Here is a 21,873-nt window from a genome sequence, read left to right on the forward strand (position 1 = left end):
CGACAATGGGAGAAATCCGCCTCGACAAGGTGCACAAGACTTTCGGCTCGACGGTCGTCATTCCGCAGATCGATCTGGACATCGCCGACAACGAGTTCGTGGTCTTTGTCGGACCTTCCGGCTGCGGCAAGTCTACCCTGCTTCGGCTGATCGCGGGTCTGGAGGACACGACGAGCGGCAAGATCCTCATCGACGGCGAGGACATGACTGCCCGCGCGCCAGCCAAGCGCGGGCTTTCCATGGTGTTCCAATCCTATGCGCTCTATCCGCACATGAGCGTATTCGGCAACATCGCCTTCCCGCTGAAGATGGCCGGCATGGACAAGGCCGCAATCGAGGAGAAAGTGCGCGATGCCGCGCGCATCCTCAACCTCACCGACTATCTCGAGCGACGGCCAGGCCAGCTATCGGGCGGGCAGCGCCAGCGCGTCGCCATCGGGCGTGCCATCGTGCGCGAGCCCAAGGCCTTCCTGTTCGACGAGCCACTATCCAATCTCGACGCGGCGCTGCGCGGCTCCATGCGGCTCGAGATCAGCGAGTTGCACCACAAGCTGCAGACCACGATGATCTACGTCACGCACGACCAGGTCGAAGCCATGACCATGGCCGATAAGATCGTCGTGCTCAATGCCGGCTATATAGAGCAGGTGGGTTCTCCGCTGGAGCTATACCGGAGCCCCACGAATCTTTTCGTTGCCGGTTTCATCGGCTCCCCGCGCATGAACCTGATCACGGGTGCGGAGGCTGAGAAGCTTGGTGCTGCAACGGTCGGCGTCAGGCCGGAGCACTTGCAGCTTTCGACGACCGAAGGCCTGTGGAAAGGCACGGTGGGCATCGCCGAGCATCTTGGCTCCGACACCTTCCTCCACGTGGATATGGACGGCATCGGCCAACTGACCGTGCGTGCCGATGGCGAAGTCTCCATGCGGCATGGCGACAGCATCTTCGTGACGCCGGTCAACGGCCGGGTGCACAAGTTCAATAAAGAAGGAGAAGCGCTTTGATGCAGCGTTTGAAAGGCAAGTCGGCGCTCATCACAGGTGCCGCACGCGGCATCGGCCGGGCATTCGCCGAAGCGTATGTGCGCGAGGGCGCGACGGTGGCCATCGGCGACGTCGACCTGGCGCGTGCGGAGCGGACTGCACAGGAGATTGGCGAGAATGCCTATGCGGTGGGTCTCGACGTCACCGATCAGGCCTCCATTGACGGCGCCATTGAGGCGGTAGTGGAAAAAGCAGGCGGTCTCGATATTCTCATCAACAATGCGGCGCTGTTCGACCTGGCACCAATCGTCGAGATCACGCGCGAGAGCTACGAGCGGCTGTTCTCGGTTAATGTGTCGGGGGCCTTGTTCACCATGCAGGCGGCCGCACGGCAGATGATCGCGCAGGGGCGTGGCGGCAAGATAATCAATATGGCGAGCCAGGCCGGCCGGCGCGGTGAGCCACTGGTCGCTGTCTACTGCGCGACCAAGGCGGCGGTGATCAGCCTCACCCAATCGGCGGGCCTCAACCTCATCGAGCATCGCATCAACGTGAACGCCATCGCGCCCGGCGTGGTGGAAGGCGAGCACTGGGACCATGTGGATTCGCTCTTTGCGAAATACGAGAACCGCCCGAAAGGCGAGAAGAAGCGTCTTGCAAGTGAAGCGGTGCCTTTTGGCCGCGCGGGAAGGGCTGAGGATTTGACCGGCATGGCCATTTTCCTCGCCTCGAGCGAGGCCGACTACATTGTAGCCCAAACCTACAATGTCGATGGCGGCAACTGGATGAGCTGAACCATTTTGCCGGCGCACAAATTGCGGGTGGAAGACAAAAAAGGTGTTTCAAAAATGTATCTGGAGAAACTGAAGCTCGACGGTCGCGTTGCCGTTGTCACTGGAGCGGGGCAGGGGATCGGCGCTGCCTGTGCCCGCGCGCTTGGCGAGGCGGGCGCGCATGTGGTGGTGGCCGATGTGCTGGCTGAGCGCGTGGAGGCGAGTGTTGCCGGATTGAAGGAGTTCGGGCTGAAGGCCGAGGGCGTTGTGCTAGATGTCACCAAGTCGGCCGAGGTTGACGCGGTGGCCGCCGATGTTGCGGCGCGGCTTGGGCGGATCGACATTCTGGTCAACAATGCGGGCGTCGCCAGAAGCGATGTGCCGGCGGAGGAGACCAGCGACGAACACTGGCGGCTTCATATGGACGTCAATGTTGATGGGCTTTTCTGGTGCTGCCGGGCGTTCGGCCGCGAGATGCTCAAGCAGGGCTCAGGCTCCATCGTCAACATCGGCTCCATGTCGGGCGTCATCGTCAACAAGCCGCAGCCGCAAGCTTTCTATAATGCCTCAAAAGCTGCCGTGCACCAGCTCACCAAATCGCTGGCCGCCGAATGGGGCCGACGGGGCGTAAGGGTGAATGCCGTGGCGCCAACCTATATCGAAACCCCGCTCACGGCGTTCGGCATCAAAGAAAATCCGGAAATGTATTCCACCTGGCTGGAGATGACGCCGATGGGACGTGTTGGTCAGCCGGAGGAGATCGCCTCGGTCGTCCACTTCCTTGCCTCGGATGCGGCGAGCCTCATGACCGGCTCCATCGTGGTTGCCGACGGCGGCTACACCTGCTGGTGAACGGAGGATGAGAGAGGACCACATAACTTCTCCCATCGGCCTGGTCATCTTCGACTGCGACGGCGTGCTGGTGGACAGTGAACCCCTGTCCATGCGCGTGCTGCTGGAGACCATCGCGGAGAATGGCATCGAGATCGAATCCGACACCGCCTATGAGCTCTTCCTAGGCCGCAGCCTGACGACGATCACCGCGCTTCTCCAGGATTGCTTCGCCGTCGACCTCGACGAGGCTGCGCTGGAGCGCATGCGCCAGCGGCTCTACGCCGTCTTCCGCGCCGAATTGCGATGCATTGATGGTCTTTCAGCCGCGCTCGACGGTCTTTCCGTGCCCTACTGCGTGGCCTCGTCCAGCCAGCCGGAGCGGATACGGCTTTCGCTGGAGGTGACGGGAGTGCTGGCTCGCTTCGAGCCGCACATCTTCAGCGCCAGCATGGTGGCGCGCGGCAAGCCGGCGCCAGATCTTTTCCTTCATGCAGCGCGTGCGATGGGCGTCGAGCCTAAGCGCTGCGTGGTCGTCGAGGACAGTCCGGCCGGCCTGGAGGCGGCCAGAAGAGCAGGCATGCGGGTGCTTTGCTTCGCCGGCGCCTCGCATGCGACGGGCAAAGCGCATCGCGACCTGCTGCGCCGCTTGGAACCCGATTTGATCTTTGACAAGATGGATGGCCTGCCGTGGCACCTTGCCGGGCTTGGAGGAACGCAGAAGGTTTCATGATGCGCGATCTTGTGGTGGCGGTGGACGTGGGTACCGGCAGCGCCCGCGCAGGGGTGCTCGACCGCGAGGGCAGACTTCTCGGGCGCGCCGAAAAGCCGATCCTGATGAACAGGCCACAGGCCAATTATGCCGAGCATGATTCGGAAGACATCTGGAAGGCTGTGTGCCAGAGCGTGCGGGCGGCGTTGCAACGGGCCGGGGCTAGAGCCGACGCGATCGCCGGGATCAGCTTTGACGCCACGTGCTCGCTCGTCGTCCGCGATCCGGCCGGTGCACAGGTCAGCGTCTCTCTCACGGGCCAGAAGCGTTGGGATACGATTGTATGGCTCGATCACCGGGCAATTGACGAGGCGGACGAATGCACGGCCACCGGGCATCGGGTGCTCGACTATGTCGGCGGCGTCATGTCGCCGGAGATGCAGACACCGAAGCTGATGTGGCTGAAGCGCAATCTGCCGGAAAGCTGGAAGGTCGCCGGGCACTTCTTCGACCTCGCCGATTTTCTGTCCTGGAAGGCTTCGGGCAGCCTCGAACGCTCCCAGTGCACCCTGACCTGCAAATGGGGCTATCTGGCCCACGAGACGCCGGGGTGGCAGCAGGACTTTTTCGCCGGAGTGGGAATAGGCGACATGCTGGAGCGCGGAGCATTGCCGGAAACGGCGAGCGCCATCGGCACCGATCTCGGGCCGCTTACGCCGGCAGCTGCCGGCGAGCTCGGTCTAACCGAGCAATGCCGGGTGGGCGCGGGTTTGATCGACGCCCATGGCGGGGCGCTCGGGGTGCTGGGAGGCTTTGCCGGCAATGCTGCAAGCATCGACAGGCATATGGCACTCATCGCCGGCACGTCGAGCTGTATCATGGCCTTTTCCCCGGAGCCGAGACCCGTACGCGGTGTCTGGGGACCTTATCTCGGTGCCGCGCTTCCGGGCTATTGGGTCGGGGAGGGCGGACAGTCGGTCTCGGGCGCTCTGCTCGACCACATCATTCGCTGGCACGGTGCCGGCGGTGAGCCCGATGCGGCCATGCATCAGAAGATCGTCGGGCGCATCATTGAACTGCGCGAACAGGAGGGCCCTGCTCTGGCCTCGCGTCTGCATGTGCTGCCGGATTTCCACGGCAACCGTTCGCCGCTGGGCGACCCGCATGCGGTCGGCGTCATTTCAGGGCTGACCCTCGACTCCTCCTTCGACAGCCTCTGCCGGCTCTACTGGCGTACGGCCGTGGCAATAGCGTTCGGCATCCGACATATCCTGGATGCGCTCAACAAGAGCGGCTACGGCATCGACACGCTGCATGTGACGGGCGGGCATGTGAAGAACCCGCTGCTCATGGAGCTTTATGCCGACGCCACCGGTTGCACGGTGGTCGAGCCGCAAGCCGAGGACGCCGTGCTTCTCGGCACGGGCATGGTCGCCGCGACGGCGGCGGGTCTTTACCCCGATCTGTCGCAGGCGTGCATCGCGATGGACAGGGGCGGACGAATGCGCCTCCCCGATCCGGCTTCGCGGGACAGATTTGAGCGGGACTATCTGATCTTCCTCGAAATGCACCGTCAGCGCCGTTCGATCGACGCGATGCTATCCTAACGGACGCCGCCTCCGGACAACCAAACGCTGGCTGCAAAGGGCTCTCCCGCGCGAGCAGCAGGTCAACGCAGGATCAGCGGCTGCCAAACTGCGGCAGCAAGCCAGTGATTCAAGTGCACAGCGACGCCTTCTTGTTCTTATGGAGAAACCGCAAAAGGGAACATCTCCCATCGCCCAGCGTTGAATCGGCTATGTTATGAGTGGAGTACCCAAGTGGCGCCTCGTGCAACCTGGAAAGGCTATGTCAAACTCTCCGAGCTTGCCTTTCCCGTCGCGCTCTACGCTGGCGCGACCACATCCAAACGAGTCTCGTTTCATGTACTGAACCGCAAAACCGGCCATCGAGTGCATAGGCAGTATTTCGATGAAGAGACGGAAGAACCCGTCGAGCGCGATCAGCAGGTAAAGGGCTACGAAACCGGCGAAGACCAGTATGTGATCCTGCAGCCGGAGGAGATCGCCGAGGCGGTTCCGGAGAGCGATAAAACGGTCCACATCGAAGCCTTCATTGCTTGTCAGGATGTCGACACCGTCTATTTCGACCGACCCTACTACATCGCTCCTTCCGGCGGCATCCTTGGAGAGTCCTTTGCCGTCATACGCGAAGGCATGCGCCGCAAGAACGTGGCTGCGCTCGGGCGTGCCGTGCTGTTCCGCCGTGTCCGCAAGCTGCTCCTGCGGGCACAGGGGCCTGGTCTCGTCGCCAATACGCTCAATTTCGACTATGAGGTCCGCGCGGCCGAGGAGGTTTTCCGAGATCTTCCGGAGATCAAGATCGAGGGCGAAATGCTCGAGCTTGCCAAGCACATAATCAATACGAAGGCCGGTCAGTTCGACCCGCGCGAGTTCGATGACCGTTATGACCTGGCTCTGGCCGAACTCGTCAAGGCCAAGATGGAAGGGCGTGAGATCAAGGCGCCGAAGCGTCCAAAGGAAGCCAAGGTTGTCAGCCTCATGGATGCGCTGCGCGAAAGCGCCAAGGCGCAAAAGAAGGCCGCCTCCTCCAAGCGCAAGAAGGCGGAACCGGCAAAGCGCCGCAAGGCCGGCTGACATGGCTCTCACCACCTACCGCAAGAAGCGCGACTTCAAGTCCACGCCGGAGCCGCGGGGCAAGACGGGAAAATCCGCCGGCTCCAACAGCTATCTGATCCAGAAGCATGCGGCGCGGCGTCTTCATTACGACCTGCGTCTGGAAATGGACGGCGTTCTGAAGAGTTGGGCGGTGACCAAGGGACCGAGCCTCATACCCGGTGAAAAGCGGCTGGCGGTGCATGTGGAGGACCATCCCCTCGAGTACGGCGAATTCGAAGGAACGATCCCGAAGGGCGAGTATGGCGGGGGCACCGTGATCCTCTGGGATCGCGGCAGCTGGTCGCCGATTGGAGACGCCAGGAAAGGCTACGCCAAGGGGCATCTCGACTTCGAGATTCATGGAGAGAAACTCGGTGGACGGTGGCACCTCGTGCGGATGGCGCACAAGCCGCGCGAGAAGAAGGAGAACTGGCTGCTGATCAAGGGCGATGACGAGTTCGCCCGAACGGAAGGCGATCCCGACATTCTTGAAGAGCGCCCGGAATCGGTGAAGACGGGCAGGCTCGTCGACGAGGTCGAAAGCGAAGCGCCCGGCTGGTCGTCCAAGACCGGCAAGATCGACGTTCCCGGCGCAGCAAAGCCCCAGATGCCCAAGCAGGCGAAGAAGGCCGGCTATCCCGGCTTCATCGAACCCGCCCTCGCTACGCTCAAGAGCACGTCGCCGACTGCAAAGAAGTGGCTGCACGAGATCAAGTTCGACGGCTATCGCCTGCAGGGGCACGTCCGCGCTGGAAAGACGAAGCTCTTCACCCGGAGCGGGCTTGATTGGACGGACAAGTTCGGCCCTGCCATTTCCACGGCACTGTCCAGTCTTCCGCTAAAAGACGCCATCATCGACGCCGAATTGGTGGTGGAAGGCGTCGGGGGCGCGTCCGATTTCTCTGCCCTCCAGGCCGATCTTGGCGCGGGACGAACCGACCGGCTCGTCCTCTATGTCTTCGATCTGCTTTATCTCGACGGCTACGATCTTCGGCCCGTGCCTCTCATAGAACGAAAAGCGGCGCTTCAGACATTGACGCAGGATGCGGCAAGTATCGTGCGTTACAGCGAGCATTTCGAGGAGAATGGCGAAATCGTGCTGCGTCACGCCTGTCGCATGAGCCTGGAAGGCGTCGTATCCAAGGACCGCAACGCACCCTACCGGTCGGGAAGGGGAAAGGACTGGATCAAGTCGACGTGCTCCCAGCGCCAGGAATTCGTTATTGGAGGATTCGTCCCGTCCTCGGTGTCGAGCAAGGCGATCGGCTCCTTGGCTTTGGGCTACTATGACGGCGGCAAGCTGATCTATGCCGGCAGGGTTGGCACCGGATTCTCGCAGAAGGTCGCGGAAGAGCTTTACCAAAAGTTGCTGAAACTCCAGCAAAAGGAGAGCCCGTTCGCGCACAAGCTCGCTGCCGAGGAGGCGCGACAGGCGAAATTCGTGCGGCCGGAACTGGTGGCGGAGGTCGAGTTCCGCGTCTGGACGGCCGACGGCATCGTCAGGCATGCCTCTTTTCGGGGCCTGCGCGAGGACAAGAAGCCAGAGGAGGTGGTCCGGGAATCCACAGCACAAGCGCCGCCCGAGAAGGCGCCGAACCTGATCCGGCTCACCCATCCGGACCGGCTGTACTGGAAAGACGCCGGCGTCACGAAGCAGGGTCTGGCCGATTACTATTCTGAAGTCTGGCGGCACATGGGGCCATTTATCGTCAACCGCCCGCTTGCGTTGGTGCGTTGCCCCGACGGCGTCGGCGGCCAGTGCTTTTTCCAGAAGCACGCCTGGCGCGGCCAGTCGAAGGAACTCCTGAGGGCGTATGATCCCAAAGACGAGGGTGACGAGCCGATCATCGCCATCGACGGATTGCCGGGCCTGCTCGGGCTGGTCCAGGGCGGCGTCCTCGAAATCCACCCTTGGGGATCTGTCCTTGATGACCTGGAAAAGCCGGATCTCATTAATATGGACCTTGATCCCGGTCCGGATGTGGAATGGGGCGAGGTGATCCAGGCTGCGCTGGAAGTGCGCCAACGGTTTCTCGATCTCGGGCTGGAGAGTTTCGTCAAGACGACCGGCGGCAAGGGGCTCCATGTGGTGGCTCCCCTGCAGCCACGGGCGGAGTGGGACGATGTAAAGCGCTTTGCCAAGTCCGTAGCCGACGCCATGGCTTCAGATAGTCCCGACCGTTTCGTTGCCACCGTGACGAAGTCGAAACGGAAGGGCAAAATTCTTGTCGACTATCTGCGCAACGGCCGGGGCGCGACCGCTGTCGCTCCCTATTCGACCCGTGCCCGGCCAGGCGCGGCGGTTTCCATGCCGCTCGACTGGAACGAACTCAGCGCTGCGATCGGGCCTGAGTATTTTACGGTGCAGAACGCACCGACGCGCTTGGCTGCGCTCCGTATCGATCCGTGGGAGGACTTTTGGAAAGTGGCCGTTCCGCTCGGCGGTCGCAGGAAACGAGCGGCCTGATCATCTGCGGCCCTTCTTCTCCTGCGAAATCGACTTTTTCAGCGCGTCCATGATGTTGACGACGTTGCTCGGCACCTCCGGCTCCTCTCCCTTCTTCGGCTTCGCCGGCTTCTTGGCCTTCTTCTTCTGTTTGCTCTCGATGATTTCCTTCAGCCGCCCCTGGACCGGATCTTTGACGAGGGAGGGGTCCCAGGTTGTCGTCTGGTCTTCAATGAGCGTTTGGACGAGCTTGACCAGCCGCTGTTCCGGCTTTCTTTCCTCCTTGTCGCCGAAAATCTCGTCGGGCTCGCGCACCTCGTCGCCATAACGCAGCGTCCACAGAACGATGCCCTTGCCGCGCGGCTCCAGCATCACCGCCCGTTCCCGCCGGGAAAGCACAAGGCGTGATATGCCGACCATGCCGGTCGCGGCCATGGCCTCGCGGATGACCGCGAAAGCCTCCTGCGCGACCTCATCGTCCGGCATCAGGTAGTAGGGCGTATCGTACCAGATCCACTCGATCGTGTCGGCCTGCACGAACTGGTCGATGTCGATCGTGCGTGTGCTCTCCAGGCCGACGGCCTCCAGCTCCTCGTCCTCGATTATGACGTGCTGGCCTTCTTCGGTCTCATAGCCCCTCACCTCGTCCTCATCGGCAACCGGTTTGCCCGTTTCCGCGTCGACATAGCGGCTGCGAACGCGGTGGCCTGTCTCGCTGTTGATCGTATGGAAGCGCACCTTTTCGCTCTCAGTGGTGGCCGGCGTCAGGCTCACCGGGCAGGTGACGAGCGACAGCTTCAGGTGGCCTTTCCAGTAAGGGCGCGGCGCCATATCGGGTCTCCGGGCAAAGACGGGGAACGCGCGGACATGGATATGGTTTCAGGTGTCAAAGCGCGCATTGAGTGTTGCTGCTAGCGATGGAGACGGGTTGTCCCGCGCAAAGCAGTGCGATGGCCGCCGGCGCCCTGCTGCAGCCATCCCAGCGCACTTGAATTCCCTAGCTCGATACTTGTGTTTCCAGAAACTGGAACCTTTATATGTCCGAAGCCACCGAAAACTTGGAGTTGGCAGGATGAACATTGGAGCAGCGGCGGAACGTTCGGGCCTTCCCCCAAAAACGATCCGCTATTACGAAGATATCGGGTTGGTGCAGGCATCCCGCGCCCTCAACGGCTACCGCGACTACACCGTCGAAGACGTGCACAGGCTGAAATTCCTGCAGCGGGCGCGCAGCCTTGGCTTCAGCGTCGAGGAGTGCCGCCAGCTCCTCTCGCTTTACGCGGACAAGAACCGTGACAGCGCTAGTGTGAAGGCGATTGCCACCCAGAAACTGGAGGAGATCGACGCCAAGATCGCCCAGTTACAGAGCCTTAGCGCGGTCTTGTCTCATCTGATCTCGAATTGCCATGGTGACCACCGCCCCAATTGCCCGATAATCGATGATCTGGCCGGAGCGGCGCATTGAGAAGGGTGGTGTCTGCCTGCTGTTCCTGACGATGGTTGGACCAGCCCGGCGCTTCTGTGAAACGGTGATTTAATGCAAGTCTCTTGGAGGCTGGTGTGTCTCAGCGCCCCTCGAAGGGAAATATGAATACTCGATACGATTCCGTCCGGCATCTTTGGCGTCCCGCATACGTTGGCTGGCTGCCCGGAAGATTTCCTCAAATTCAACCTCATCCTCGAACAATGCGGCGCCGACGCTTACAGTAAGCAGACCCCGTTCTCGCTCTGGACCAAAATCCAACTCGGCGATGGCTGCACGGATCCTTTCGGCAACGTCCTCTGCATTTGCGCGAGAGGCGCCGGGGAGGAAGACCCCAAATTCCTGCCCGCCGACCCGCCCGACCAGGTCACCGGCGCGCACAGAGGCTCTGATCACGTCTGCCAGCTTCCGCAAAGCTCGGTCTCCCCAACCGTGGCCAAACCGCTCATTCGCCGCACGAAAATGATCAACGTCGATTATCAAAAGTGCGCCCTTGGCTGCGCGTTCGTTGGACCGGTTCACACCGATCGACACTTCGACAAATGAGGAGAATACGGGGCCGTTCAGGCATCCGGTCAAACCATCATGCATCAGCCGATCGGCGTATTTTTTCTGCAGGCTTCTAAGGTCATGCAGCTTCATGCCGATGAAAAACCACAAAGGGCCAGCTATCACGACAGGCACCACGGTCGCCAAGGCCAGCCGGCTCCATCCCGGGTCGCCAAAATAGCGCAGCATGTAATCGAACCCAACGGAGAACGCGAGGCATCCAAGCGTCCCCAACGTGGTCAGTCCGGCAACGCTACTCCACTTTGCGCGTCCTAGGCTCACGGGTAACCGCACGGATACGCACTCCCTTGTTGAGTCTTGCTCTATCACTATCGACGAGTCGTGAAGCCGCGATTTCCAGAATTATTCGCATTTGAGGCTTTTCTGGCGCGCCTTTGCGTCTGTTGACGGCACACTGCCGATCTTTAGCAAGAAAAAGGGCGGGATTGGAACATCAGTTTCGCGCCCACCTTCGCGACGGTGCAAGCCGATTTCCGTGATGGCCCAGTCCGATTTCTGAATAAGTAGGCCTGGCAAAACGCCTCCTCGATCTAATCCGGCGGGGCTAGTTCAGCGGGGCTATATGAGCTGGTCGTCAACAGGGCGACAAACGATGCAGCGCGCGACGAGGAAGGCCTATGCCGTGCATGGGCAATTGACGGGCCGAACGAGCACCGCTGGCACACTGCTCAAGCTGTCGGGTTAGCCTGGCGGTGACCTATGACAGGTGCTGAAACTTCGGCGGGCTTGCGTCCCGGCACCACTCGCCGCGCAGGCCGTGACCTGCAGTCGCGCCCTCTTCGTCCAGGTCGCTGGCTCGTCGATAAAGAATTCGTTGCGCTGGGTTGAGATCGAGTTGAAAGTCAAACCAGGCTCTGGCGGCGCAGGACATCGGGGGCTGCTGCACAGCGGAGCGGGCCGTCTCTTTTGAACGTGATGCCTTCGGTTGACCTCAACAGGTGCCCGCGAAAGGCGGCGCTCAAGCGTCACTACCTCCTTACCAGGAGAAGCAGCTCAGACAAGACCTATCGCATGGATTCTAAAAAGGGGCTCGACGTTCATCAAAGTAGCGCTAGCTCTTTCGGCCTATTCCGGCAGCTGAGGTTTTGGTTTATAGTTATTAACAAGTTGTTAATAGAGAGACAGCCCAAACGGTGGAGTTTTCTCATCGGGGGCGGGAGGCGTCTCCAATGGTACAGCGTCTAAGTCGTGCGTCCGCAGTTAGCCAGTTCACCTTGGCTTTTCCTTCCACACTCGAAAACACTTACCGCAGAAAGCTACTTATTGTTGCACCGCCAGGTTGCGTTTCTAACGCCCTGGTCGCAGCCGTTGAAAGAGAGTTCCGCTGGATTTCCGTTTCTCATGTACTGGAACCGGGCATGGTCTGCACCCGGTTCGATTCGGAGGTCCATCTCATTCTGGTCGATATCAGCCTGCTTGACGCCTTTCGGAAGAACTGGAGCGCAGTCAAGTGCGTGCATCCTTCTGCCTCGGCGGCAGTCATGGTGGCTGCTCAGAACCGGAGTCCGGCCAGCTTGATGCAGGTCATGGATTTCGAGGCAGTGCGCGGCATTCTGCCCATGGATGTGAACCTGGATATCTGGCTCGCGATCATACGCATCATTCTAAAGGGAGGAGAGTACTTTCCGCCTACGCTGTTTCCACGGCCACAGCAGTCCAGTTCCGCGGATTCCAACCCGCCGGCAGAGCAATATGCGCACCGGTCGGTCAGGCACGAGCAATGGAGCGAAACGATGAACGACCTCACCGTGCGCGAACTGGAAGTTCTTGCTATGGTAGCCCGCGGCTACCAGAACAAGATCATCGCTGCCGACCTTGGTCTCTCCGAGCACACGGTGAAAATTCATCTTCACAACATCATAAGAAAATTGGGTGTTCACAACAGAACGGAGGCGGCGGCTGTTTTTTTCAGACATGTGAAAGGCCATGGCGACGAGGCCAATGAGGATACGGAATCGGACCAGGAGGCGATCTCGTCGCGCAGAAAAGCGTCCGGTCATTGAAGCGTGCCGCCATGCCAAAGCTCCAGGAGATCCTTCTGCTCGTCGGCCAATTGAACTACACTTGGACGAACACTGAAAGCCTGCTGATCTATCTCATCGCCGGACTTGCCGGAACTGACAAGGAAACGGCGATCGTCATTTTCCTGACCTTGAACACGCCGCGCGCCAGGATCGACCTGGTCGAACGTCTGGCAAAAATGCGTAGGACGCCGACCGACTGTCGGACGGAAATACTCGAGGTCACAAGGCAGTTGTCCAAGGAAGCGAGCCTACGCAACAAGTTCAACCACTGCATCTATTCTTTCGATCCCGAAAGCGGACGCGGGATTACCCAGCTCATGCGCATTGTCGAGAGCAAGGACGAAATCAGGTATGGCAAGGTCGAGAGCCTGGACGAAATGGAAATGGAGAGGATAACGAAGAGCATCTCCTCCCTTGTTGAAATGAACAAGGCCATCTGGGCCATCTCCGAAAAGTACAAGTTCCCGGTTTCCTAGCCACCGCAGTGGCTCTGCCCGGCTTCAGCCGACCAGAGTGACACCTTGCCTGCTGCCTCCCGAAGAGGAGTAGATCCAATGCAAACCCAGTGCGTTCGCCGAGTTTGACTGCATCATCGGCGGGACAACAAGGCGTTGCTGCCGCAACTCCCGAGCCATTGCAGCTTAAATGTTCGAGCGCCGTGCGTCCATTTGGACGCACGAACGCCAACGCTCTGAATCTACCCCATCGCGGTTTCCGAAAATCAATTCCGATTTTCGGGCCGATGTTTTAGGCACCAATGTATTGTCGAACCAATTGACTTCCTGGCTGCGACCACCGGGCCCCAACGTTGCCGGGAGTCTTGTCTCTAGTTTCAGGGAGAGCCAGATGAACGATGATCAGGTTTGGAAAAGCGAGGAGCGGCTCTGGCTGGAGGGCGCAGCAGCCTATGAGGAACTGCTGCATCCCGAGTGCGTCATGGCCTTCTCGCCTCCGGTCGGGATTATGCAAGGGATCAAGATCGCCGAGAGCATAAGGCATGCACCGCGCTGGAAAAGCGTGACGATGACTCGGAGGGCCGTCTGCAGGAGCAAGGGGGTCATCGTCCTTGCCTACTACGCCAGGGGCGAGCGGGATACCGGCGACCCCTACCTTGCCTATTGCACGTCGACCTATGTGCAGCGCGAAGATGGCTGGCAGATCGTACAGCACCAGCAGACCCCGGCCGAGATATAGAACGACGTTGTGCTGCCGCAGCAGAAAGTGCAGTGCTCGCCAGGATATGATACATCGCTCTCGGAGGCGAAGGCCCTCGGGTAGCAATTCCAGGAAAAGTGGAAACCGTTTTCCGTCCTGGATTGCGGTAAAATCAGATAGTTGGATCAGTTTGGCGTTTCCGTGAAACGCTGAACTGAACCAGAAAAATTCAGCCACCTGTTCAAAGCACCTGAATGATTCCTTGGGAAACGCTTGACACTGCAAACATCCCGGGCGGCAGCGAGACGCTGCGGCTGAAGCGGCGCGGTACCGAGTTTTCGATAATGTTGGGCGCCAATGAGCTGATGAACAGCAGGCTCAGCGGCTCGGAGGCGGCATTGGCGCGCCTGACGATCGAGCGCCTTGCGGCATCCGCTCCGCGTATCCTGATTGGCGGTCTCGGACTGGGTTTCACGCTGCGCGCCGCATTGCCGCTTCTGACGCAGGCGGCCCGGATCACGGTGGTAGAGCTGGTCCCCGCGGTCGTCGCCTGGGCGCGCGGGCCTTTGGCGGCTCTTCATGGCGACAGTCTTGACGATCCGCGGGTGACCATCGTCGAGAACGATATTGGCGCCATAATCGGCGAAAGGCCCGCGGCTTGGGACGCAATCCTGCTCGACGTGGATAATGGGCCGGAAGGGCTGAGCCGCAAAGGCAACGATTTGCTCTATGATGCGCGCGGTTTGCGCGCCGCTTTCACAGCGCTCGCGCCCGGAGGCGTTCTATCTGTCTGGTCGTCCGGGCCCAACGCTCCGTTCACGCGCCGGCTCCGCCAGGCCGGCTTTACGGTCGAGGACGTCGCTGTGCGCGCCGGCACCACGCGGCGCGGTGCACGCCACGTCATCTGGCTGGCGACCCGTCCCTCGACTTCGCGGGCCTGACACGCGCTGCCTTTGGCGCAGCATTGCGATGCCGACCGGCAACTCACTCTTGCGGAGCCGGCTTTGCTCTGACGTCGGGACCCACAGGACGTCTCTCGGCGCCATAAAGGCTGTCTTCAACCTCTTGTGCGGTCGCGCGCAAGCGGCCCAGGGCCGTCTGCATGGCGCTTTCGGTGAACCGGCTGGAAGGTCCGAATGCCGAGATTCCCGCGATCATGCGGCCGGTTCGGGTAAGGATAGGAACGGCCACGGCGCGTATGCCGTCCTCGCGCTCCGAATCGTTTATGGCGTAGCGCTGTTCCCGCACTTTCTCCAGTTCCGCATTCAGCGCTTCCAGGTCGATGATCGTGTTCGTGGTGAAGCGCACGCGCTCTACGGATTGCAGATAACGTTCGCGCTCGTGGTCGGGCATGTATGCCAGCCATGTCTTTCCATGCGCCGTGCAATAGGCTTCGAGCTGGGTGCCCACGCGGATATCCACGGAGAGCGAGCGCTTCGATGTGGCACGGGCGATACAGGTCACCATGTCGGAACGGAACACCGTGGCCATCGTCGCCTCCTGCAATTCCTCGGTGAGGCGATTGAGAAATGGCTGCAGGAGGCGTGCCAGCGCATCGTTGCGCAGGACGCGGTCGCCGAGATCGGCAAAGACGTAGCCGAGCCGATAGATACCCTTTGTCACGGCCACCAGCGCGCCGACATGTTCGAGCGTCCGCAGGAACCGGTGTGCGGTGATGGCGTTCATGCCGGTCTCGCGAGCCACGTCGGCGGCGGTCAATTCAGGGCGCTCCTGAGAAAACAGTTTGAGGATGGCGAACGCCTTGACAACCGATCCATTGATTTGCGCGACCACGATCCCGTCCATTCACCTAGAGGCAATTCCAGGAAGTGGAAATCGGCTTCCCCTCTGGAATTGCGTTAGATCAAGCAGTTGGAACATTTCAACGTCTCTTCGAAATGATCCGGCCGCCGCCCGCTACTTTAGAACTGCTGGCAATACAAGCGCCAGCCACGGGAAAGCGATTAGAAGTGCCACACGCACCAGTTCGACCAGAAAGAAGGGCAGCGCGCCTTTGAAGGTCTCTCGCATCGGCACGTCGCGCGCGATTGCACTGATGACGAAGACATTCATGCCGACCGGCGGCGTGATCAGCCCCAGTTCGACGACGATCAGCGCCAGAATGCCAAACCATATCTTCGTCTCCTCGGGACCCATGCCGAAGTCGAGACCGGATATGACGGGCCAGAAGAAGGGGATGGCCAGCAGGATCATCGACAGGCTGTCCATCAGGCAGCCGAGCAGGATGAGCGCGGCGAGGAGCAGGACGAGGATGGTCAGTGGTGCCAGGCCGCTCGTCGCCATCATTTGTGCGGCGGCCTGCGGAACGCCGCCGCGCGACATGAAAATCTCCAGGAGTTCGGCGCCCAGCAGGATGAGGTAGATCATGCCCGATGTCCTGGCTGTCGCAAGAAGTGCGGCGCGTATCGCGCCAAGGCCCACGAGCCGGGTGGCAATTCCGTAGGCCAGCACCAGGAACACGCCTATGGCCGCGGCGGGCGTCGGATTGAAGAAGCCTAGATAGATGCCGCCGATGACAAGGCCGAAAATGATGGCGACGGGCAGCACTCCCAGGGTCGCTGTAATGAATTCCTGCCGCGAAACCGGGTCGGCGCGCGGTCCGGAATCAGGGAAGACGCGCACATAGACCGCGATGGTCAGGATGAACAGGATTACGGCCAGGATGCCGGGGATGAGGGCGGCGGCGAACATCTGGACGATGTTGGCCTCGACGATGATCGAGTAGACGACCAGCACGACCGAGGGTGGAATCAAGATGCCCAGCACGCCGCCGGCGGCCAGTGTACCCGTGGCAAGAGCTGGCGAATAGCGGTAGCGCTTTAGTTCGGGCAGGGCGACGTGACCCATGGTGGAGGCGGTGGCGAGAGAGGAGCCGCAGACCGCGCCGAAGCCGGCGCAGGCGGCGACCGCCGACATGGCCACACCGCCGCGGAACCGTCCGAGCCAGGCATTGGCACCGCGGAAAAGGCTTTGGGAGAGCCCTGCATGGGTGGCCAGGTGTCCCATCAGCACGAATAGCGGGACGACCGAGAGATCGTAGTTGGCGAAGACGCCATAGGCGAGCGTCTTCATCTGCGACATCAGCACGAGCGGGCCCGAAAGCATGACGATGCCGCCCGCTCCGACAATGATCATGGCGTATGCGATGGGCATGCGCAGCACGATCATGACGATCAGGATGCCAAGTCCGGACAGGCCGAGAAGGAGTTCGTTTTGCACGTCGTCAGCGCCTTTCGCAGGCCCGCAGCGGACCTGGCCTTATCCTGCTTGTGGAAGAAGAGTGGCTGGCGGCCGTCACCTCGGGCCGCCTTCTTCGGGAATCCTGCCGCCGAGAGCATCGACGAACGTGATCAGCGCGGCGGCAAAAAGGAGGGCGATGGAAACGAGGATGGGAATATAGGCAGCCCAGATGGGAAACTGGTAGATCGCCGTCGTTTCCTCGTAGAGCCGCAGATCGTGAAATCCTGCATGCATGCGTGAAAACAGGAACGCCGCGAAGAGGGCGGCGACTGCCGACGCGACCGCGGTCAGCCCCGCTAGAAGTCGGGGACCGGCGCCCGAAGTGAAGATGTCGGCCGTGACATTGGCGCCGGAGAGCTGGCAATAGGGTAGGAATGCAAAGACGGCGACCGCGACGCCGACTTCCACGATCTCAAAATCGCCGGGAAAGGGACTGCCCGCCACAATGAAGCTGGTCAGGCTCAGTGCGTTGACCAGCACCACCCCGAGAAGAACGATCCCGCCGGCGATCGCCCAGTATTCGATGGCGCGGCGCAGTATCGCCGTCAGCCGCGCCATCATGCCCGTCCAATGCGCCATCTCAGTTGGCTTGTGCGTGCTTCGCGATAGCGGCCCGGGCCGCCTCCACAAGCGCATTGCCGTCGATGCCTTTGGCGCTGACTTCCTCGACCCAACGCTCCACCACGGGCTCCAGAACCGTTTGGAACGCGGCGGTTTCCTCTTCGGTTAGGGTAATATGATCATTGCCGGCCTCGACGGCCAGTGCGATGCCCTTGTCATCGATGTCGCGCCATATGCGGCCGACCTCACGCACCCATTCATCATCTGAATTGTCGAGGAAAATCTGCTGGATGTCCTCGGGTAGGCTGTCCCACTTCGCCTGATTCATCGACACTTGGAAAGTCGTCGTGCCGAAGCGGGTCTTGTCGGCGCCCTCGATCTGATAGTCGGTTAAATCCTGCAGTTTCAGGGCGGGGATGATCTCCCACGGAATGAGGGCGCCGTCGACCACCTTGCGCGACAGCGACTGGGGCAGGTCGGGAACGGGCATGGAAACAGGATTGGCCCCCAGCGCCTCCACCACCCAGGCGCCGGTGCGCGTGGGGATGCGGATGCGCTTGCCTGCCAGATCGTCCGGGCTGCGCACTTCCTGGTCGACCATATGGATCCCCTGGCCGGCATGGACATGGTTGAACAGCACCTTGATGCCTGAATATTCCTCGGCCAGATATTCGTCGAACATCTCGCGCATGGCCAGGTTGGTGGCAACGGGATCGTTGGTGTGGATGAAGGGAAGCTCGAAGACTTCCGAGCGGGGGAAAAGACCCGCCGTGTAGCCGTTCACCGTCCATACGATATCGACGACGCCGTCGCGCACCTGGTTGATGAGTTCCGGCGGGCGCCCACCCAGCGACATGGCGGGATAGATCTCGATCTGGACGCGGCCTTCAGATGCCTCTTCGATGCGTTCGGCCCATGGAGCCAGCATGTCGGTCTGCGCGGGGGCGTTGGGCCCCAGGAAATGGTGCAGCTTCAGCGTGATCGTTTCCTGGGCAAGGCCGGTCCCGGCGAAGCCCAGCATCGCAAGGGCCGCCCCGGTGACGAGACAGGCGGCGCGGCGCGCTCCAGATAATGGTTTCATTTCTTCCTCCCGGTTCAGTTCAAACGAAATCAGGCGCAAGATCGATCACGATTCACACCCGCCGATTACGGCTTTCCCCCATCCCGGAGCCAACTGGCTCCTCCTCCCGGACGAAGGCCTTCCACCGCTGCGGCATCGAAATCCGCCAAAAGAGATTGACGGCGGCAAATTCTATTGTCAATCTATAATTGAATTACATATTTCAAATATAGCAATAGATGCTCAGTTGGATCCAGCTTTGAAGAACGAATATCCACCGAAGGAAGACCTGCAAATGACCGCCGGCGGAGCTCTGCTGGCGCGCATGAAAACCCTTGGGATCGACTATATCTTCGCCAATTCGGGGACCGATTTCCCCCCGGTGATCGAGGGGCTGGCGGAGGCGGAGGCCAAGGGCCTGTCGCTGCCGCGCGCGCTCGTCATGCCGCACGAATCCGCGGCCATGGGAATGGCACACGGCTATTATCTGGCGACGGGGCGTCCGCAGGCGGTCATGGCGCATACCAATGTGGGTCTTGCCAATTGCGCCATCGGCGCCATCAATGCAGCAACCGAACACGTGCCGATGTTGCTTTTCTCCGGTCGCACGCCGACGACGGAGAAGGATCGCCTGGGCGCGCGAACCGTGCCCATCGGCTGGGGTCAGGAGATGCGCGACCAGACGGCGCTGGTCCGTGAAACCTGCAAATGGGACTATGAGTTGCGTTTTCCCGAGCAGGTGGAGGAGATCGTGGACCGGGCGCTGGCAATCGCCGATTCCGCGCCGCGCGGCCCGGTCTATATCAGCCTGCCGCGCGAGGTTCTTTGCCAGCCGTCCCCATCTGCCGGGATAGGCCGCGACGCTATCATGACTGCGACCGTCACGGGCGTTCATCCGGAAGGGCTGCAAGCGGCTGCCAGGCTTCTTGCCGAGGCGCGCAACCCGCTGATCATAGCGCAGCGCGGGGCAGGCGGGGAAGCCGGCTTTTCCGCCTTGCAGGCCATCGCGGACGAATGGGCCATTCCTGTCTGCCAGTATTGGGCCGTGCGGCTTGCCCTGCCGCTCGATCATCCGATGGCCGCGCCGGCTGATCCCGGTCCCCTGATCGATAAGGCCGACGTCATTCTCGTCATCGATTCGCTGGCTCCCTGGGCGCCCGACAGCCATCGCCCCGCAGCCACCTGCCGGGTGGTCCATATGGGACAGGATCCGCTCTACAGCCGCTTTCCGGTGCGCAATTTCCGTTGCGATATAGGGCTTGCCTGCGAGGTGGAGGATGGGCTCATAGCGCTGAAAGCGGCAATGGAAGCGCTGAAACCGGCGGAGAAGGCCGCCGGCGAAGCACGACGCGAGGCACTCGCCGCGGCCAATCGCGCCGCGCGCGCGCGCGCCGTCGGGCAGGCGGAAGCCGGGCAGGGCGCACCGATGACCAAGGAATGGGTGAGCCTGTGCCTTTCGCGCGCGATCGAGGGGCGGGGGGCGTCGGTTTTCTCCGAACTCGGTTGTCCCATGGCGCCAATGAGCCTCGATCATGCCAAGGCCTGGTACCAGGAGCCGCATTCGGGCGGGCTCGGCTGGGCCTTTCCTGCTGCGCTCGGCATGCAGCTTGCCGAGCGCGACCGGCTGGTCGTCGCCACCATGGGCGACGGCTCCTATATGTTCGCCAATCCCGTCGCCTGTCATCAGATCGCGGAGGCGCTGGAGCTGCCGGTCCTGGTGATCATCCTCAACAATGCCGAATGGGGCGCGGTGCGTCATTCCGTGCTCGGAATCTATCCCGATGGATATGCTTCGCGCACCAACGCCATGCCGCTCACCGGCCTTTCGCCCATACCCGATTTCGCGCGCGTGGCGGAGGCAAGCCGTGCCTTTGCCCGCACGGTGCGCGACGGGGCGGAACTGCCGGGCGTTATCGCAGAGGCGCTGCGCCATATCGACGAGAAACGGGGCCTTGCGCTGATCGACGTGCATGTGCGCCCGTGAACCACACCCAGCCGCGAAGCGAGGAGAAGAGCCATGGCGGAACCGGCGACGACCGAATTCTGGAAGGAATTGAAACCGATCAAGAAAGTATTCCAGCGCGACGCGCTCCCGGAGGTCTATCTGGCCGACGCGCCGACAGGGGATGAGCGCTATTACGTGCCGTTTACTGAGACTGTTTCCTCGCGCCCATTGTGGATTTCGCCGACACAGAACAAATGGTGTGACATACTGATGGCCAAGAGCGCAGGCCTGGTAAACCGTCACTACCATCCGCACGAGGTGTTCGCCTACACGATTTCCGGAAAGTGGGGCTACTTGGAACACGATTGGACGGCGACCGCCGGCGATTTCGTCTACGAGACGCCAGGCGAGGGGCACACGCTGGTAGCCTATGAGCACGAGGATCCGATGCGCGTCTTCTTCCAGGTCAAGGGGCCGCTCATCTGGCTCGACGAGAAGGGCGAACCGGACGGCTTCTTCGACGTGCACAATTATATAGAGCTGTGCCGCACCCACTACGAAAAGATCGGCCTCGGCGCGGGCTATGTGGAGAAGCTGTTCCGCTGAAACAGCCATCTCCTATGTCGACATGCCGCCATCGACCACCAGTGTCGTACCGGTCGTGAAGCTGCTGTCGCTGGAGGCCAGGTAGAGTACGGATCGCGCCACTTCCTCGGCGCGTGCGTGCCGGCCGAGCGGGATGAGGTCGTTGAAGAACGCCGTCCCGTCGACGCCCATCTGGCTGCCGAGTCCTTCCTCCACCGCATATTGAAACCCGTTGTCTACCGGTCCCGGATGGATGGTGTTGACGCGGATGCCGCGGGGCGCCAATTCCTTGGCGAGACAGCGCATCAGGCCGACCTGCGCATGCTTGGCAGTGATATAGGCGTAGACGCCTGGGTCGCCGCGCAGGCCCGCGACGCTGGAAGTGATGACGATGCTGCCTCCGTCCCGCATCCTGGGCACGGCATGCTTCGCGGCCAGAAAGGCTCCCTTCACGTGGACCGCATGCACCGCGTCAAACGCCTCCTCGGGATAGTCGGCGATGGGTGCGACGGCACCGAAATTGCCGGCATTGGAGAAGAGGACATCGATCGGCCCGAAGCGCTCGACCGTGGCCTCGATGTAGCGCTCGGTCTGCCTGGCCGAAGTGACGTCGGCGGCGAGAGGCACCACCCTGTTGGCAGGCAGGTCAGCGATCGCCCGTTCCAGCGCCTCGCCGTCGCGGTCGACCAACACGACACGCGCACCCTCTGCGAGGAACAGGCGGGCGGTGGCCTGTCCGAGACTGCCGCCGCCACCCGTGATGATACAGGTCTTGTGCTGGAGTTTCATGACGCGGCACCGATAGG

At 61.4% G+C, this 21,873-nt stretch carries 21 protein-coding genes; 14 read left to right on the forward strand and 7 right to left on the reverse strand.

All coding sequences use genetic code 11. The features are described from left to right. Nucleotides 1-5 precede the first annotated feature (5 nt). The 7 genes from NTH_RS13085 to ligD all read left to right on the forward strand — a co-directional run bounded on the left by NTH_RS13085 (nt 6) and on the right by ligD (nt 8,444). A complete protein-coding gene (locus tag NTH_RS13085; protein WP_338530422.1) occupies nt 6-1,004 on the forward strand; it encodes an ABC transporter ATP-binding protein in 999 nt (332 codons plus the stop codon). After that, nucleotides 1,004-1,777 (forward strand): L-iditol 2-dehydrogenase, encoded by a 774-nt coding sequence (locus NTH_RS13090; protein WP_338530423.1) that lies wholly within the window; start codon nt 1,004-1,006, stop codon nt 1,775-1,777. Before NTH_RS13085 ends, NTH_RS13090 begins: the two co-directional genes overlap by 1 nt. A 54-nt stretch (nt 1,778-1,831) precedes the next feature. Continuing rightward, complete coding sequence (locus NTH_RS13095) at nt 1,832-2,608, forward strand: SDR family NAD(P)-dependent oxidoreductase (RefSeq protein ID WP_338530424.1); 777 nt, start codon at nt 1,832-1,834, stop codon at nt 2,606-2,608. Nucleotides 2,609-2,615: 7 nt separating this feature from the next. Beyond that, the gene (locus NTH_RS13100; protein ID WP_338530425.1) at nt 2,616-3,320 is read left to right on the forward strand and encodes an HAD family hydrolase; all 705 of its coding nucleotides are present in this window, start codon (nt 2,616-2,618) and stop codon (nt 3,318-3,320) included. Continuing rightward, nucleotides 3,320-4,906, forward strand: a complete 1,587-nt coding sequence (locus tag NTH_RS13105; protein ID WP_422392440.1) for an FGGY-family carbohydrate kinase — start codon at nt 3,320-3,322, stop codon at nt 4,904-4,906. Before NTH_RS13100 ends, NTH_RS13105 begins: the two co-directional genes overlap by 1 nt. A gap of 213 nt (nt 4,907-5,119) precedes the next feature. Beyond that, entirely contained in the window at nt 5,120-5,956 is an 837-nt protein-coding gene (locus tag NTH_RS13110) for a Ku protein (RefSeq protein ID WP_338530427.1), read from the forward strand. Between the two features lies 1 nt (nt 5,957). After that, nucleotides 5,958-8,444, forward strand: a complete 2,487-nt coding sequence (gene ligD / locus NTH_RS13115) for a DNA ligase D (protein ID WP_338530428.1) — start codon at nt 5,958-5,960, stop codon at nt 8,442-8,444. Here ligD and NTH_RS13120 read toward each other — a convergent pair whose 3' ends face one another. Beyond that, the gene (locus NTH_RS13120) at nt 8,445-9,254 is read right to left on the reverse strand and encodes a Ku protein (RefSeq protein WP_338530429.1); all 810 of its coding nucleotides are present in this window, start codon (nt 9,252-9,254) and stop codon (nt 8,445-8,447) included. It abuts the gene before it with no gap. 241 nt (nt 9,255-9,495) lie between these two features. Between NTH_RS13120 and cueR the strand changes: the two genes are divergently transcribed. After that, nucleotides 9,496-9,888 carry a Cu(I)-responsive transcriptional regulator gene (gene cueR / locus NTH_RS13125; protein WP_338530430.1) on the forward strand — a complete coding sequence of 131 codons (393 nt, stop codon included), beginning with the start codon at nt 9,496-9,498 and terminating at the stop codon, nt 9,886-9,888. Nucleotides 9,889-9,957: 69 nt separating this feature from the next. On the opposite strand, the gene NTH_RS13130 is transcribed toward cueR, so the two are convergent. Continuing rightward, nucleotides 9,958-10,644, reverse strand: coding sequence for a GGDEF domain-containing protein (locus tag NTH_RS13130; RefSeq protein ID WP_338530431.1), 687 nt, complete (start codon nt 10,642-10,644; stop codon nt 9,958-9,960). A 1,001-nt stretch (nt 10,645-11,645) separates the two neighbouring features. Between NTH_RS13130 and NTH_RS13135 the strand changes: the two genes are divergently transcribed. From NTH_RS13135 to NTH_RS13150, 4 genes are all read left to right on the forward strand, one after another. After that, nucleotides 11,646-12,479 (forward strand): response regulator transcription factor, encoded by an 834-nt coding sequence (locus tag NTH_RS13135; protein ID WP_338530432.1) that lies wholly within the window; start codon nt 11,646-11,648, stop codon nt 12,477-12,479. 11 nt (nt 12,480-12,490) lie between these two features. Beyond that, nucleotides 12,491-12,976 (forward strand): hypothetical protein, encoded by a 486-nt coding sequence (locus NTH_RS13140; protein ID WP_338531908.1) that lies wholly within the window; start codon nt 12,491-12,493, stop codon nt 12,974-12,976. A gap of 370 nt (nt 12,977-13,346) precedes the next feature. After that, nucleotides 13,347-13,694, forward strand: a complete 348-nt coding sequence (locus tag NTH_RS13145; RefSeq protein WP_338530433.1) for a nuclear transport factor 2 family protein — start codon at nt 13,347-13,349, stop codon at nt 13,692-13,694. Between the two features lie 215 nt (nt 13,695-13,909). Next, nucleotides 13,910-14,596 carry a spermidine synthase gene (locus NTH_RS13150; RefSeq protein ID WP_338530434.1) on the forward strand — a complete coding sequence of 229 codons (687 nt, stop codon included), beginning with the start codon at nt 13,910-13,912 and terminating at the stop codon, nt 14,594-14,596. A gap of 43 nt (nt 14,597-14,639) precedes the next feature. Here NTH_RS13150 and NTH_RS13155 read toward each other — a convergent pair whose 3' ends face one another. The 4 genes from NTH_RS13155 to NTH_RS13170 all read right to left on the reverse strand — a co-directional run bounded on the left by NTH_RS13155 (nt 14,640) and on the right by NTH_RS13170 (nt 18,558). After that, nucleotides 14,640-15,461, reverse strand: a complete 822-nt coding sequence (locus NTH_RS13155; RefSeq protein WP_338530435.1) for an IclR family transcriptional regulator — start codon at nt 15,459-15,461, stop codon at nt 14,640-14,642. Nucleotides 15,462-15,572: 111 nt separating this feature from the next. Beyond that, nucleotides 15,573-16,895, reverse strand: coding sequence for a TRAP transporter large permease (locus NTH_RS13160; protein WP_338530436.1), 1,323 nt, complete (start codon nt 16,893-16,895; stop codon nt 15,573-15,575). 75 nt (nt 16,896-16,970) lie between these two features. After that, the gene (locus NTH_RS13165; protein ID WP_338530437.1) at nt 16,971-17,495 is read right to left on the reverse strand and encodes a TRAP transporter small permease; all 525 of its coding nucleotides are present in this window, start codon (nt 17,493-17,495) and stop codon (nt 16,971-16,973) included. A 1-nt stretch (nt 17,496) separates the two neighbouring features. Next, entirely contained in the window at nt 17,497-18,558 is a 1,062-nt protein-coding gene (locus NTH_RS13170; RefSeq protein ID WP_422392395.1) for a TRAP transporter substrate-binding protein, read from the reverse strand. A 274-nt stretch (nt 18,559-18,832) separates the two neighbouring features. Between NTH_RS13170 and NTH_RS13175 the strand changes: the two genes are divergently transcribed. Next, on the forward strand, nt 18,833-20,521 hold the full coding sequence (locus tag NTH_RS13175) for a thiamine pyrophosphate-requiring protein (protein ID WP_338530438.1): 1,689 nt from the start codon (nt 18,833-18,835) through the stop codon (nt 20,519-20,521). A 33-nt stretch (nt 20,522-20,554) separates the two neighbouring features. Then, nucleotides 20,555-21,088: a 2,4'-dihydroxyacetophenone dioxygenase family protein gene (locus NTH_RS13180; RefSeq protein WP_338530439.1), complete on the forward strand. Its 534-nt coding sequence runs from the start codon at nt 20,555-20,557 to the stop codon at nt 21,086-21,088. 12 nt (nt 21,089-21,100) lie between these two features. On the opposite strand, the gene NTH_RS13185 is transcribed toward NTH_RS13180, so the two are convergent. Next, nucleotides 21,101-21,856 (reverse strand): SDR family NAD(P)-dependent oxidoreductase, encoded by a 756-nt coding sequence (locus NTH_RS13185; RefSeq protein WP_338530440.1) that lies wholly within the window; start codon nt 21,854-21,856, stop codon nt 21,101-21,103. Nucleotides 21,857-21,873: the final 17 nt, after the last annotated feature.

It is taken from the genome of Nitratireductor thuwali, from assembly GCF_036621415.1.
Taxonomy (GTDB): Bacteria; Pseudomonadota; Alphaproteobacteria; order Rhizobiales; family Rhizobiaceae; genus Chelativorans; species Chelativorans thuwali.